The 13,623-nt window shown below is 71.6% G+C and carries 16 protein-coding genes; 8 read left to right on the top strand and 8 right to left on the bottom strand.

Annotated elements, in window-relative coordinates; translation table 11 throughout:
• Nucleotides 1–5: 5 nt before the first annotated feature.
• From G3I60_RS18215 to G3I60_RS18195, 5 genes are all read right to left on the bottom strand, one after another.
• Nucleotides 6–605, bottom strand: coding sequence for a transglutaminase family protein (locus tag G3I60_RS18215; RefSeq protein ID WP_164294244.1), 600 nt, complete (start codon nt 603–605; stop codon nt 6–8).
• A gap of 74 nt (nt 606–679) precedes the next feature.
• On the bottom strand, nt 680–1,075 hold the full coding sequence (locus tag G3I60_RS18210; protein ID WP_138353875.1) for an STAS domain-containing protein: 396 nt from the start codon (nt 1,073–1,075) through the stop codon (nt 680–682).
• A gap of 162 nt (nt 1,076–1,237) precedes the next feature.
• Entirely contained in the window at nt 1,238–2,332 is a 1,095-nt protein-coding gene (locus G3I60_RS18205; RefSeq protein WP_138353876.1) for a low specificity L-threonine aldolase, read from the bottom strand.
• Entirely contained in the window at nt 2,311–3,072 is a 762-nt protein-coding gene (locus tag G3I60_RS18200; RefSeq protein ID WP_164607513.1) for an SDR family NAD(P)-dependent oxidoreductase, read from the bottom strand. The genes G3I60_RS18205 and G3I60_RS18200 overlap by 22 nt, the downstream gene beginning before the upstream one ends.
• 23 nt (nt 3,073–3,095) lie before the next feature.
• Nucleotides 3,096–4,493 (bottom strand): DUF6421 family protein, encoded by a 1,398-nt coding sequence (locus tag G3I60_RS18195; RefSeq protein ID WP_164294245.1) that lies wholly within the window; start codon nt 4,491–4,493, stop codon nt 3,096–3,098.
• A gap of 364 nt (nt 4,494–4,857) precedes the next feature.
• Between G3I60_RS18195 and G3I60_RS46425 the strand changes: the two genes are divergently transcribed.
• The 5 genes from G3I60_RS46425 (at nt 4,858) to G3I60_RS18175 (ending at nt 8,327) form a co-directional block, all read left to right on the top strand.
• Complete coding sequence (locus G3I60_RS46425) at nt 4,858–4,983, top strand: hypothetical protein (protein WP_269287308.1); 126 nt, start codon at nt 4,858–4,860, stop codon at nt 4,981–4,983.
• A gap of 10 nt (nt 4,984–4,993) precedes the next feature.
• Complete coding sequence (locus G3I60_RS18190) at nt 4,994–5,689, top strand: glycerophosphodiester phosphodiesterase family protein (protein WP_138353878.1); 696 nt, start codon at nt 4,994–4,996, stop codon at nt 5,687–5,689.
• Nucleotides 5,690–5,803: 114 nt separating this feature from the next.
• Entirely contained in the window at nt 5,804–6,697 is an 894-nt protein-coding gene (locus G3I60_RS18185; RefSeq protein ID WP_164294246.1) for an ABC transporter substrate-binding protein, read from the top strand.
• Nucleotides 6,694–7,566, top strand: coding sequence for an amino acid ABC transporter permease (locus G3I60_RS18180; RefSeq protein WP_244809080.1), 873 nt, complete (start codon nt 6,694–6,696; stop codon nt 7,564–7,566). Before G3I60_RS18185 ends, G3I60_RS18180 begins: the two co-directional genes overlap by 4 nt.
• A complete protein-coding gene (locus G3I60_RS18175; protein WP_164294247.1) occupies nt 7,563–8,327 on the top strand; it encodes an amino acid ABC transporter ATP-binding protein in 765 nt (254 codons plus the stop codon). Before G3I60_RS18180 ends, G3I60_RS18175 begins: the two co-directional genes overlap by 4 nt.
• 4 nt (nt 8,328–8,331) lie before the next feature.
• Here the strand turns inward: G3I60_RS18175 and G3I60_RS18170 are convergent, their stop codons facing one another.
• Nucleotides 8,332–8,910: a GNAT family N-acetyltransferase gene (locus G3I60_RS18170; protein WP_164294248.1), complete on the bottom strand. Its 579-nt coding sequence runs from the start codon at nt 8,908–8,910 to the stop codon at nt 8,332–8,334.
• 57 nt (nt 8,911–8,967) lie between these two features.
• Between G3I60_RS18170 and G3I60_RS18165 the strand changes: the two genes are divergently transcribed.
• Nucleotides 8,968–9,354 (top strand): VOC family protein, encoded by a 387-nt coding sequence (locus G3I60_RS18165; RefSeq protein WP_138353883.1) that lies wholly within the window; start codon nt 8,968–8,970, stop codon nt 9,352–9,354.
• On the opposite strand, the gene G3I60_RS18160 is transcribed toward G3I60_RS18165, so the two are convergent.
• Nucleotides 9,338–10,771, bottom strand: coding sequence for a PLP-dependent aminotransferase family protein (locus G3I60_RS18160; RefSeq protein WP_164294249.1), 1,434 nt, complete (start codon nt 10,769–10,771; stop codon nt 9,338–9,340). The two genes, G3I60_RS18165 and G3I60_RS18160, sit on opposite strands and share 17 nt — an antisense overlap.
• Between G3I60_RS18160 and G3I60_RS18155 the strand changes: the two genes are divergently transcribed.
• Complete coding sequence (locus G3I60_RS18155) at nt 10,770–11,663, top strand: DMT family transporter (RefSeq protein WP_164294250.1); 894 nt, start codon at nt 10,770–10,772, stop codon at nt 11,661–11,663. The genes G3I60_RS18160 and G3I60_RS18155 overlap by 2 nt on opposite strands.
• Nucleotides 11,664–11,816: 153 nt before the next feature.
• Nucleotides 11,817–12,344, top strand: coding sequence for a DUF5134 domain-containing protein (locus G3I60_RS18150; protein WP_164294251.1), 528 nt, complete (start codon nt 11,817–11,819; stop codon nt 12,342–12,344).
• Between the two features lie 28 nt (nt 12,345–12,372).
• On the opposite strand, the gene G3I60_RS18145 is transcribed toward G3I60_RS18150, so the two are convergent.
• Nucleotides 12,373–13,494 (bottom strand): hypothetical protein, encoded by a 1,122-nt coding sequence (locus G3I60_RS18145; protein WP_138353887.1) that lies wholly within the window; start codon nt 13,492–13,494, stop codon nt 12,373–12,375.
• Between the last annotated feature and the right edge of the window lie 129 nt (nt 13,495–13,623).

The following is a 13,623-nucleotide window of genomic DNA, read 5'->3' as shown; positions in this document are numbered from 1 at the left end:
GGCGTTCACAGCGCGGTGGGCAGCAGCTGCCACAGGTGCGGCCGGTCGGTGGCGCGCTGAAGAGATTCCAGCACGGCCGGCGGCGGAGCCGCGTACAGCACCGGGTAGTCGGCCTCGCCGAACTCGGGGCGGACCCGCCAGGCGAGCTGTTCCCGCTCCGCCGAGAACTGCGCGTCCACACCCGGCTTGTTCCCCCGCGCGTCCTGCCGCGCCCACTGCGTCCGCCCGGGCAGCAGGACGGCGACGAGGCCGTGCACCAGCGGATTGTCACCGGCTTCGTCGGTGAGGCGCTGGTAACAGAGCCCGGTGGGAATCCCCACGGCCCGCAGCAGCGCGGCGAGGGCGTGCGACTTGGCGTGGCAGATACCGGTGCGCAGCCGCAGGACGTCCGAGGCGCGCCAGGTCACCCGGGGGTCGTCGGCGTCGCCGGAGTGCGGAACGGTGTCGCGGACGAACTCGAAGGCCGCCCGGGCGTAGTCGTACGCGCCGTCACTACCGGCGCGCAGCCGTTCCGCGGTCTCGCGCACCAGCGGATGGTCATGGTCGATGACGTCGTCGGCGGCGAGATACGCCGCGGGACCGGGTACGTCCTGGAGGAGTTCCATATTCGGAACCCTAGGCAGGATCACACGTCCGATCAATCGAAATACGAATCAGTGCATACTTATTCAGAAGCGGGCTAGGCGATCGCACCGTTCGTGGCGCCCGGTCCGGCGTCGTCCGCGTGCCGGGCCAGCGCGGACGCCAGATCGGGATGGATCTCGAAGACCCGCCCCAGCCGGGTGAGCCGCAGCAGCCTCGTGAAGGACGGATCGGCGCTGACGATCCGGATGCGGCCCCCGTTCTCGAGGGCGTGCATCCGGAACCGGCAGAGCAGCGAAAGACCGCTGCAGTCGATGAACGTCACGGGCCGCAGATCGATGATGAAGTCCGAGTCGGCCACCCGGGCGAGTGCGTCGAGGAAAGGGGACAGCCCCGCCGCGGCGAGGACGTCCAGTTCTCCCCACAGCTCGACCACGGTGGTCCCGGCCACCGATCGCCGACTGGCGCCGAAGGCGGGCTGATCGTCGTACATGGCAGGCCCCCCACTCCTGGTGATGGGCGTGCGCCGATGCGCATGTGTACGTGTCATACCCGCCGGTCGGCGATGAAGTCAACCGTTGGGACAGCAGCGGAAGTTGGCTTGTTCCGGGCCGTGGCCGGGCCGTGGCCGGGCCGTGGGACAGCGGTGGCGGGACTAGTGTCCGGCCAGTTCCGCGGCGATGGCAGCCGCGAACGAGTCGACGTCGTCCTCCGTGGTGTCGAAGGAGCACATCCAGCGGACCTCACCGGTGTTCTCGTTCCAGAAATAGAAGCGGTAGCGCTTCTGCAGCCGCTCACTGACCTCGCGCGGCAGGATCGCGAAGACGGCGTTGGACTGCACCGGACGGACGATCGTCACACCGTCGACCCCCCGGACGGCCGCTTCCAGCCGCTGCGCCATCGCGTTGGCGTGCCGCGCGCCGCGCAGCCAGAGGTCGCCGGCGAGCAGCGCCTCGAACTGCACCGACACGAAGCGCATCTTGGAGGCGAGCTGCATCGACAGCTTGCGCAGATGCTTCATGGCGCGCACCCGCTCGGGGGTGAGCACGACGATGCACTCCCCCATCAGCAGGCCGTTCTTGGTGCCGCCGAAGGAGAGGATGTCGACCCCGGCGTCGGTGGTGAACGCCGCGAGCGGCACACCGAGCGTGGCGGCGGCGTTGGAGATCCGCGCCCCGTCCAGATGGACGGCCATGCCGTGCTGGTGGGCGTGGTCGCAGATCGCCCGGATCTCGTCCGGGGTGTAGCAGGTGCCCAGTTCGGTGGTCTGGGTGATCGAGACGACCTGCGGCTGCGCCCGGTGCTCGTCCTCGAAGCCGAACGCCTGGAGGTCGATCAGCTCGGGGGTGAGTTTGCCGTCCGGCGTCGGGACGGTCAGCAGCTTGAGGCCGCCGACGCGCTCCGGAGCGCCGCACTCGTCCACGTTGATGTGCGCGGACTCCGCGCAGATCACCGCGCCCCAGCGCTCGGTGACGGACTGCAGCGCCGTGACGTTGGCGCCGGTGCCGTTGAAGACCGGGAAGACCTCCGCGCGCGGGCCGAAGTGGCCGCGGAAGATGTCCTGCAGATGGGCGGTGTAGTCGTCCTCGCCGTACGCGACCTGGTGGCCGCCGTTGGCGAGGGCGAGGGCGGTGAGCACCTCGGGGTGCACGCCGGCGTAGTTGTCGCTGGCGAAGCCCCGGACCTCGGGGTCGTGGCGCCGGACGGCGTCGGTGGCGAGCTGCTCGCTCACGGTTGGGGCGTCAGCCACAGTCGGGTTCCGTTCACTTCCTCGGCGGGCCGGTTCCAGATGTCCGTGACGGCCTCGGCGAGGTCCGTCACATCGGTGAAGCCGGCGAATTTGGCGTTCGGGCGCTGCGCCCGCATCTCATCGTGCACCAGCGCCTTGATGACGACGACGCTGGCCGCCGCGGTGAGCGGGTCGGTGCCCGCCAGCTTGCGGAACGAGTCCCCCATCGCGAGCGTCCAGGCCTCGGCGGCGGCCTTCGACGCGGCGTAGGCGGCGTTGCCGGCCGTCGGGCTGCTGGCACCGGCGGCGCTGATCAGCACATAACGGCCGCGCGTGCTGCGCAGCAGCGGGTCGTGGAACGCCAGCGAGGTGTGCTGGACGGTGCGGATCAGCAGCTTGTGCAGGAAGTCCCAGTCGGCGAGGTCGGTCTCGGTGAACGACGCGGAGCCGCGCCAGCCGCCGACCAGATGGACCAGACCGTCGACCGGACCGTGGTCCTTCTCGATCCGCTCGGCCCATTCACGGGTCGCGTCGGGGTCGAGCAGGTCCACGATCTCGCCGGTGATGTCCGCACCTCCGGCGTCGAAACGGGCCTGGTCGACGGCTTGCGCGAGCCGTTCGGGGTTCGCGTCTGCGGCGACCACATGAGCGCCCGCCTTGGCGAGCCGCTGGAGCATCGCGCGGCCGGCCGGGCCGCCGGCCCCCGCCACCGCGATGACCGCTCCCTGGAGCGGTCCCTGGCTTTCGGTCCCGTTCGTCATCTTCGCCTCCTCGGCCGCGTCGCTCACGCCGCCGTCCGTACGACGCCGCTCGCGGTGATCCCCTTGGTCGAGGCGATCACGTCGCGCAGCTTCTTCGCGAGTGCCTCATAGAACATGCTCAGCGGGAACTCGTCGACGAGCACCTCGTCCACGAGCTTGCGCGGCGGCAGCGACAGGTCGAGGGCGTCCGGGCCCTTGGCCCACACGGATCCCGGGTGGGGCGAGAGGTACGTCGCGACCAGGTCGTACGCGGCGAACCAGTGCACGAGCTTCGGGCGGTCGATGCCGTCGCGGTACAGCTTCTCGATGTCGGCGCAGAGCTGGTTGGTGACCTTGGGAGCCAGCTCCCAGTCGATGTGCAGGGTGTTGTCCGTCCAGCGTACGGCGTCGTGCTTGTGCAGGTAGGAGAAGAGCAGCTGGCCGCCCAGGCCGTCGTAGTTGCGGACCCGCTCGCCGGTGACGGGGAAGCGGAAGAGGCGGTCGAAGAGGATCGCGTACTGCACGCCCAGGCCCATCGGGTGGCCCTCGGCCTGCAGCTTCACGGCCTCCTTGAAGGTCGTGAGGTCACAGCGCAGCTCTTCGAGGCCGTACATCCAGAACGGCGCCCGCTGCTTGATCATGAAGGGGTCGAACGGCAGGTCGCCGCGGCTGTGGGTGCGGTCGTGGATCATGTCCCACAGCACGAACGTCTGCTGGGAGAGCTCCTGGTCCTCGATGAGCCGCGCGGCCTCACCGGGCAGTTCCAGGCCGAGGGTGTCCACGGCGGCGGCGGTCACGGCCCGGAAGCGGGCGGCCTCGCGGTCGCAGAAGATGCCGCCCCAGGTCCAGCGCTCGGGCGCCTGGCGGACGGCCACGGTCTCCGGGAAGAGCACCGCGGAATTGGTGTCGTAGCCGGGCGTGAAGTCCTGGAACGTGATCGGCACGAACAGCGGGTTGTCGTAGCGGGTCCGCTCCAGCTCGGCGAGCCAGTCGGGCCACACGACGCGCAGGGCGACGGCTTCCAGGTTGCGGTCCGGGTTGCCGTTCTGCGTGTACATCGGGAAGACGACCAGGTGCTGCAGGCCGTCGCGCCGGTCGGCGGCGGGCTGGAAGGCCAGCAGCGAGTCCAGGAAGTCCGGGACGCCGAAGCCGCCGTCGGCCCAGCGGCGCAGGTCGGTGACGAGCGCCTGGTGGTACGCCGTGTCGTGCGGCACCAGCGGGGAGAGCTGCTCGATCGCGTCGATGACGCGCTCCAGGGTGCGCTCCACATCGGCCAGCGACGGGACGACCTCGGCGGAGAAGTCGATCGAGCCGTCCTTCTGCTGCCAGGGCCTGATGGCTTCCACGGCTTGCTTCAGTACGGCCCACGCCGGATGCGAGGCGATGCCCTCGCCGGATATCCCGGCCCCGTCAGCCACTACAGCCGAAAGATTTTCACTCATGACCCCTCCTTCACAGAAGAAACGCGCTTGATCCGCCAAGGAAGCGTATCTATACGAGCTTCCTCCGTTCAAGGGGGGTCGGAGCAGATTATCCTGTGCGACCCCCCACAAGACCGGTCATTTTCCTGTCATGCGCCGTTCTCGCGATGAGTTCTGTTAGTTGCGTCATGATGGGGCGGCCGACCTTCGGAATATTGCTCCCTTATGACCGTAAAGCGACTTCGTTCCAGTCTCGCCCAGCTTCCCGGCGCGCGCGATCCCCGCGCCGGATCCCGGCGGCCCGGTGGCAGCCCGGCGGGCGGCACGCCCTCACACGAGTGACGGAACCGGCCGGCCGGGGTCCGGCGGCGGTAGGAGAGGGGTCATGAGTACCCGCGCTGTCCTCGTCGCCGCCCTGATCACCGGATTCGTCCTCGGCACGGCGGGTGTCCGCTCCTCGCACTCCGCGCCGTCACACCACGTTCCACCTGCCGTCACCGCCCGTCCCTAGGATGTCGGCCATGAACTTCCTCACCGTCGGTCACCGGGGTGTCATGGGCGTGGAGCCCGAGAACACCCTGCGTTCCTTCGCCCGCGCCGAGCGCGAGGGGCTGGACCAGATCGAGCTCGATCTGCACCTGAGCAAGGACGGCGCGCTCGTCGTCATGCATGACGCGGAGGTGGACCGCACCACGGACGGCACCGGCCGGATCGGCGACCTCACCCTCGACGAGCTGCGCGAGCTGGACGCGGGGCAGGGCGAACGGGTGCCCGTCCTCGAAGAGGTGCTGGACGCGGTCACCGGACCGATCCAGGCCGAGATCAAGGACGTGGCCGCCGCCCGGGTGCTCGCGAAGGTGCTGCGCGACCGCGACGAGGTGGGCCGGGTGAGCGTGCTGTCCTTCCACGACGAGGCGCTGCGCGAGATCCACGAACTGCTGCCGGAGTCGCACCGCGTGCTGGTCGCCAGCGAGCTCGGCCGGGACCTGGTGGCACGCGCGCGGGCCGTGGGTGCCCGGATGGTCAGTCTGGAACTGCCGCAGCTCAGCCTCGACGTGGTCCGCCGCTGCCGGGACGCCGGGCTCGCCGTGATCGCGTGGACGGTGAACACTCCGCAGGAGCTGGACCTGGCGCACGCACTCGGGCTGGACGGCATCGTGACCGACCTGCCGTCCATCGACGGTCGGGCGATGCCGCAGATCGCCGGACGGGCCTGACAGGTACGCCTCCTGGCGAGGCGCGGGGCAACACCCCGGACACAAACGTCCGGCATTCGGACGTATGCTCCCGCGGCCTGGACAGATTCCCCCGGCCGATGTCAATGTCCGGCCATGCGTTCCGCGAACCTGCTGTCCCCGCGCCTCGCCGCCATCGCCGCGGCAGCCCTGCTCACCCTCGCCGCCGCCGGCTGCGCGCCCCAGGAGGACGACTCCGCAGGCAGCACCGCCGCGCCCTCGGGAACGTCCGCCGCGAGCTGTGCCCCGGCCGGTCTGTCCACCCGCACCGCGGGCAAGCTGACCGTGGGCACGGACACGCCCGCGTACGACCCGTGGTTCACCGACGACAAGCCCGCCAACGGCAAGGGCTTCGAGTCGGCCGTCACCTACGCCGTCGCCAAGCAGCTCGGCTATGCCCAGGCCGATGTCGTCTGGCAGACCGTCGCCTTCAACAACGCCTTCGCGCCCGGCGCGAAGACCTTCGACTTCGACATCAACCAGGTCTCGATCAGCGACGACCGCAAGAAGGCCGTCGACTTCTCGTCCGGCTACTACGACGTGCGCCAGGCCGTCATCACGCTCAAGACCTCGAAGATCGCGAACGCGAAGTCGATCGCCGACCTCAAGGGCGCCAAGCTCGGCGCCCAGGTCGGCACCACCAGCCTGGACGTGCTCAACGACGTCATCAAGCCGGCCCAGGCACCCGCCGTCTACCAGAAGAACGACCTCGCCAAGAGCGCGCTGAAGAACGGTCAGGTGGACGGCATCGTCGTCGACCTGCCCACCGCGTTCTACATCACCGGCGCCGAGGTGCCGGAGGCCAAGGTCGTCGGGCAGTTCGAGACCGGCGGCGCCCAGAAGGAGCAGTTCGGCCTCGTCCTGGACAAGGGCAGCAAGCTCACGGCGTGCGTCAGCAAGGCCGTCGACGCACTGCGCAAGGACGGCACGCTGGCCGGGCTGGAGAAGCAGTGGCTGTCCGAGGCCGTCGACGCGCCGGTGCTGAAGTGACGCTGGAGGACGTCCGGCCGGACACCTACCGGCCGTCCGAGCGGCGGATCGAACGGGAGCGCTTCCGGCGCGCCCGCACCCGCCGCGCGGTGATCATCGGTGCCGTCAGCACGCTCGCCACCGCCGGGTTGCTCATCGGGCTCGTCGTCAGCTCCCCCGGCTGGCAGCGCACCCGCGAGACCTTCTTCAACGCGCACGACGCGCGCGCGTCACTGCCGAAGATCCTCGACGGGCTCTGGCTCAACCTCCAGCTGATGGTGGTGTGCGGAGCTGTCGTCCTGGTCCTCGGGCTGCTGCTCGCCGTCACCCGCACCCTGCGCGGGCCGGTGTTCTTCCCGCTGCGGGCGCTCGCCACCGCCTATGTCGACTTCTTCCGCGGTCTGCCGCTGATCATCTGCCTGCTCGGCGTGGTCTTCGGCGTCCCCGCGCTGCGACTGCAGGGCGTCACCACCGACCCGGTGGTGCTGGGCGGCACGGCCCTGGTCCTCACCTACTCGGCGTACGTCGCCGAGGTCTTCCGGGCCGGGATCGACACCGTCCACCCCAGCCAGCGCGCCGCCGCCCGCTCGCTGGGGCTGAGCAGCGCGCAGACCATGCGCCACGTGGTGCTGCCGCAGGCCGTCCGGCGGGTCGTGCCCCCGCTGCTGAACGACCTGGTCTCGCTGCAGAAGGACACCGGTCTGGTGTCGATCGCCGGCGCGGTCGACGCGGTGTACGCCGCGCAGATCTACGCGGGCAAGACCTTCAACTACACCTCGTACGTCGTCGCCGGCCTGATCTTCGTCGCGCTCACCATCCCGATGACGCGCTTCACCGACTGGATCACCGCCCGGATGAACCGCCGCCAGTCGCAGGGAGGAACCGTATGAGTGACGGCACGAGCACGACACCCGTGCTGCGGCTGGAGTCCGTACGCAAGACGTTCGGCTCAACGGTGGTGCTCCGCGACATCGATCTCAGCGTGCCCCCGCACACCGTCACCGCGCTGATCGGCGCCTCCGGCTCCGGCAAGTCGACGCTGCTGCGCTGCGCCAACCTGCTGGAGGACATCGACGACGGGGCGATCTTCCTGGACGGCGAGGACATCACCGACCCCCGGGTCGACCCGGACACGGTGCGCCGCCGGATCGGGGTCGTCTTCCAGGCGTACAACCTGTTCCCGCACATGACCGTGCTCGACAACATCACCCTCGCGCCGCGCCGGGTGCACAAGGTCGCGCGCGCCGAGGCGGCCGAGCGGGCCCGTGAACTGCTCGCCCGGCTCGGCCTCGGCGACAAGGCCGGCGAGTACCCGGACCGGCTCAGCGGCGGCCAGCAGCAGCGCGTCGCGATCGTCCGGGCGCTGGCCGGGAAGCCGCGGCTGCTGCTCCTCGACGAGATCACCGCGGCGCTCGACCCGCAGCTGGTCGGCGAGGTGCTGGGCGTCGTCCGCGATCTCAAGGACCAGGGCATGACGATGGTGATCGCCACGCACGAGATGGGCTTCGCCCGTGAGGTCGCCGACCAGGTCTGCTTCCTCGACGCCGGGGTGGTGCTGGAGCGCGGCACCCCGAAGCAGGTGTTCGGGGCACCGGAGCAGGAGCGCACTCAGCGCTTCCTGCGGCGCTTCGCGGAGGCCGGGCGGCTGTAACGGGTCAGCCGGTGGCCGCGGCCTTGAGGTCCTTGAGGTCCTTGAGGTCCTTCACCAGCAGTTCGAACTCGAGGTCGTCACGCTGCGGCACCCCGAAGCGCTCGTCCCCGTAGGGGAAGGCGTGCGTCTCGCCGGTGCGGATGTAGCCGCGGCGCTCATACCAGGCGATGAGGTCGGCGCGCGCCGTGATCACCGTCATGTGCATCTGCGCCGCGTCCCACTCGGTCGCGGCGTAGCGCTCGGCCTCCGCGAGGACGGTCTTCCCGAGACCTCCGGCCTGGGCCGTGGGCCGGACCGCGAACATCCCGAAGTACGCGTTGTCCCCGCGGCGTTCGATGTGGCAGCACGCGATCAGCTCTCCCGCGCGCTCCACCAGGACGAGCCGGCTGCCCGCCTTCTCGATCACCTCGACGACACCCTCGGGGTCCGTCCGCTGTCCCTGCAGGATGTCCGCCTCGGTCGTCCACCCGACCCGGCTCGAGTCCCCCCGGTACGCCGACTCGACGAGAGTCACGACGGCGGGAACATCGGCCGGCGTGGCCGTGCGGAAGGTCGGCTGCGCGGTGCGCTCGCTGATGTCCATGGGGCCGAGGCTACCCGGGAGCACATCCGGGGCGCCGGGGCCGGGTAGCTTCACCGCATGGTGAATGTGGTGAGCAGCCGGATCCTGTTGCAGCCGACCGACCTGGAACGATCCCGGGCCTTCTACCGTGACGATCTCGGGCTGGCGATCTACCGGGAGTTCGGCAGCGGTCCTGAGCGCGGCACGGTGTTCTTCCTCGGCGGCGGCTATCTGGAGGTCTCCGGGCGCTCCGGGGCGCCGATGAGTGCGGCGCTGCGCATCTGGCTGCAGGTCCCGGACGTCACGGCGGCGCACGCCGAACTGGCCGGTCGCGGGGTGACCGTGCTGCGGCCGCCGGTGAAGGAGCCCTGGGGGCTGGTCGAGATGTGGATCGCGGATCCCGACGGGCTGGAGATCGTCGTGGTGGAGGTGCCGGCCGACCACCCGATCAGATACCGGCCCTGACCTCCGTGAAGGCGGCCGCGAGCCGCCGGATCCCCTCGTCGATCTCCTCCGTGCCGCTGGTGTCGGCGAAGCTGACGCGGATGTACGGCGCCGGGGCCTCGGCGGCGAAGTAGGCGCGCCCGGCCGCGACCGCGACCGAGGCGCGCAGGGCCGCAGTGCACAGCTCCGTCTCGTCGGTGCCGTCGGGCAGTCGCAGCCACAGCTGGTAGCCGCCGCTCGGGACCCGGTCGGGGACGAGTTCCGGCAGGTCGCGCCGCAGCGCCGCCAGCATCGCGTCGCGGCGCTCGCGCAGCCCCGTCGCGACGGCCCGCAGATGGCGCGGCCAGGCGGGTGCGCCGACCAGTTCCAGGGTCGCCTCCTGCAGGGGGCGGGGGACGAAGAAGCTGTCGACGACCTGGATGGCGCGCAGCCGTTCCACGACCGGGCCACGCGCGATGAGCGCGCCGACCCGCAGGCTGGGCGAGGTCGGCTTGGTCAGCGACGTGACATGGACGACGGTGCCGTGCGGGTCGTCGGCGACCAGCGGCGCGGGCAGCGGGCCGCCGTGGCCCAGCCGCCGGGCGAAGTCGTCCTCGATGACGAACGCCCCGGCCGCGCGGGCGATCCCGGTGATCTGCGCCCGCCGCGCCGGGGCGAGAACGGTGCCCGTCGGGTTCTGGAAGAGCGGCTGGCAGAAGAACACCCGTGCGCCCGTGGCGTCGAAGGCGTCGGCGAGCAGGTCCGGGCGTACGCCGTCGGCGTCGGTCGGCACCGGGACCGGCCGCAGTCCGGCCGCCCGGGCCACCGCGAGCACTCCGGGGTACGTCGGGGACTCGACGAGCAGCGCGGAGCCGGGCGGGGCGAGCGCGCGCAGCGCGGTGGTGAGCGCGGCCTGGCCGCCCGCCGTGATCAGCACCTGGGCGGGTCCGACGCCGGCCTCGCGCGCGAACCAGGTGCGCAGCGCCGTCAGCCCCTCCACCGGCGGCCGGTCCCACGCCCCGGGCCGGCGGGCCGCGCGGGCGAGCGCGGCGCCGAGGGCCTGCTGCGGCTGGAGATCCGGGTGCAGATAGCCGCCGTTGAGCGGGATCACACCGGGCGGCGGGGCGGCGAGCGTGGCGAGCACCCCGGAGGCGTCGACGACGCGGGGGGCGGGCTCGCCGTGCTGGTCCCCGGCGGTCAGGGCGACCTGCTGCCAGGAGGTGTCGACGGGGCCGGCGGGGTGCGCCGCCGGCTGCGACCGGTAGGTGCCCGAGCCGGGGCGGGTCTCCACCAGCCCCTCAGCGGCGAGCGCGGCCAGCGCCCGGGACACCGTCACGGGGCTGACGCCGAACCGGTCGACGAGGGAGCGGCTCGACGGCAGTTTCGCTCCGGGAGAGAAGCGCTCCAGCTCTCCTCGCAGCGAATCCGCCAGGGAATGCGAACTGCTACCGTCGTTCATGACAGCACATAATAGCGCTACCGCACTGCGGCCGATAGCGGTGAACGGCACCGCCCTCGCCGCGCTCGGCGTCGCGGTCTTCTCCTTCACCTTCCCCGCGACCCACTGGGCGCTCGGCGGCTTCGGGCCGTGGACCACCGTCGCCGTGCGCGGTGTGCTCGCCGCCGTCATCGCGGGTGTCTGCCTGGTCGCCGGGCGGGCGCCCCTTCCCGCCCGGGAGCACTGGCCGGGACTGCTGGTCGTCGGCCTCGGGGTGGTCGTCGGCTTCCCGCTGCTCACCACGCTGGCGCTGACGACCACCGACACGTCGCACGCCGCCGTCGTCATCGGCGCGCTGCCGCTGGCCACCGCCATCGTGGCCGCGGCCCGGGAGGGGAACCGTCCGTCGCGCACCTTCTGGGCCGCCGCGGTCGCGGGGGCCGGCGCCGTCACGGTGTTCACCCTCGCGCAGAGCGGCGGTGCGCCGACCACCGGCGACCTCTACCTCTTCGGCGCGCTCGCGGTGTGCGCGGCGGGCTACGCCGAGGGCGGCCGGCTGGCCAGGGTGATGCCGGGACTGCGGGTCATCTCGTGGGCGCTGATCGCGATGCTCCCGTTCACCCTGGCCGGCTCGCTCGTCGCGCTGGCCTTCGAGCCGGTGCACTTCGGCGGCCAGGCGCTGCTGGGGCTGGCGTATCTCGCGGCCGTCTCCCAGGTCCTCGGCCTCATGGTCTGGTACCGGGGCATGGCCGCCATCGGCGTCGCGCGCGCCAGCCAGCTCCAGCTCGCGCAGCCGCTGCTGACGCTGGTGTGGTCCGCGGCGCTGCTCGGCGAGCACCTTGACGCCGCCACCCCGCTCGCGGCGCTCGCCGTCCTGGTCTGCGTGGCGGTCACCCAGCGCGCCAGGGCCTGAGCTCCCGCTCCTCGAGTCCTTCATCGCGCCCCCCGAGTACGTCCGTGCGCGTGGGTGTGCGCCCTCGTGTCCGGGCAGCTCTCCAGCGGACCGCCGTCGCCCGGGGACGCGGGGCGGCCGGTGGGCGGGAACGCCGCGAACGGGAGGCCGGTCATGCACGGACCACCGCTGGTGGGGTGGCTGCTGGTCGTACTCAGCGCCGCGACGGGGCTCTCGTGCCTGCTGCGGCACGCCGCACGGCACGAGGCCCTGATGGGGGCCGGCATGGCGGTGATGGCCGTGCCCCTGTCCGTAATCGACCCCCGGCCCTGGGGGTCGCTGCTGCTAGCGCTGGTCTTCGCGGCGGCGGCGGTCCGGGCCCTGCTGCTCGCCCGGCGGCCGGGCCACCATCTGCACCACGCCCTGGGCGCCGCCGCGATGGTCTACATGGCGGCCGCCATGGGCACCGCCGCCCCGGCCGGCGGCCACGCCGGGCACGCCCCGGCGGGCGCTCCGCTGCTGACGGGGGCCCTGCTGGTGTACTTCGCCGGATACGTCCTGGCCGCCGGGGCCCGGCTGGTGACGGTGGCGGCCGTCGCCCCGGCCGGCGGTCCGCCGGCCGGGGCGGCGATCGCGCCGGAGCTGGCGGCCTGCCGGGTCTCCATGGCGCTGGGGATGTTCGCGATGCTGCTGACGCTGTGACCCGGGGTACCGGCCGCCCCGGACGGCGTCAGCAGGCGAGGGCGAGCGGCGGCCGCCAGACCTGGCCGTCACCCGGGGTGCCGGAGGCCGGGCTGGAGTTGAGCGGCACGAACATCATCCGCGCGCCGGTCTGGTTCCGGTCGCCGGTCCACAGGTCGATGCCCTGCCAGGCCTGCCCGTCGACGACCGACACCGTGCGGGACTGTCCGCCACAGCTGTTGGCGGAGATGAGGCGGCGGCCGTTCGCGGGCTGGCCGAACCCGAGGTTGGGGGGCGCGACCCAGGTCCCGTACAGGTTCGTGGTGGTGGCGTAGCCGGTACCGGTGCCCGTGCAGTAACCGCAGCCCGGGTCCGAGTAGGTGAGGAAGTACTGCCCGCTGGCCCGGTCGTACCAGCCGCCCGGGCTCTCGATGTTCTTCAGTCCGGCGACGGTCACCCCGCCCGATCCGGAACCGCCGACGCCCGCGGCGTTGAGCTCCTCGATGGACAGGGACAGCGCACCGGGCATCGTGCACACCAGAGCGGGCGCGGCACCCGGCGTGACGGAGTCGATGAAGCCCATGTCCCCGTTACCGGTGCAGAACTTCAGGCTGGGCTTGGTGTACGAGCCGTTCGGCGCGCCGGCGGTGGGACCGCAGGGGCCGGCCGGGCCGTTGCAGCCCATCGCGTTGTAGGCGTTGGACCGGTCACGGTTGAAGTCCGCCGGGGAGTTGAACCACAGGATCCACGCCCCGTCGCCGGCGCCCCAGCCGCTGCGCTGGATCATCCGCGCGTTGAAACAGCCCGCGCCGGTGCCGCCGCACTCCACCTGCCAGGTCTGCCCGGTGTACGGATCGATGTCGTTCGGGCCGAACAGCAGCTGGGGAGTGGACCAGGGTCCCAGGAGCGACGGAGCGGTGGACACCTTGAAGCCGCACCAAGGGGTGTTGGCCACCTGCCAGTGGAACCCGCAGGCGTACGCGGTCCCGTACGCGTAGTAGGTGCCGTTGAACTTCTGGACGGTGCCGTCGTGCAGGTCGAGCGAGGCGGGCAGGCTGAACGCCACGGGCTGCCCCTCAGGAGCCGAATCGGCCTGAGCGGTGGACGCACCCCCGAGGAACGTGACGAAGGAAAGAGCGAGGACGGCGAGCAGGGCACCGATACGGCACACCACGCCTCCAGTTCGATGAGGTCGTCGCGGACAGGGTCGTGGGCAAATCGAGGGCGAGCCGTTCCGATGATCGGCCCGCATGACGCACCGTAGTCGTGCGTTTCCGGTGCGTCGGACGACGCGACCGGC

This window comes from Streptomyces sp. SID13666 (assembly GCF_010548325.1).
In the GTDB taxonomy this organism is placed as follows: domain Bacteria; phylum Actinomycetota; class Actinomycetes; order Streptomycetales; family Streptomycetaceae; genus Actinacidiphila; species Actinacidiphila fildesensis.
The sequence above is the reverse complement of the archived record's forward strand: the minus strand, read 5'-3'. Positions and strand labels throughout refer to the sequence as shown.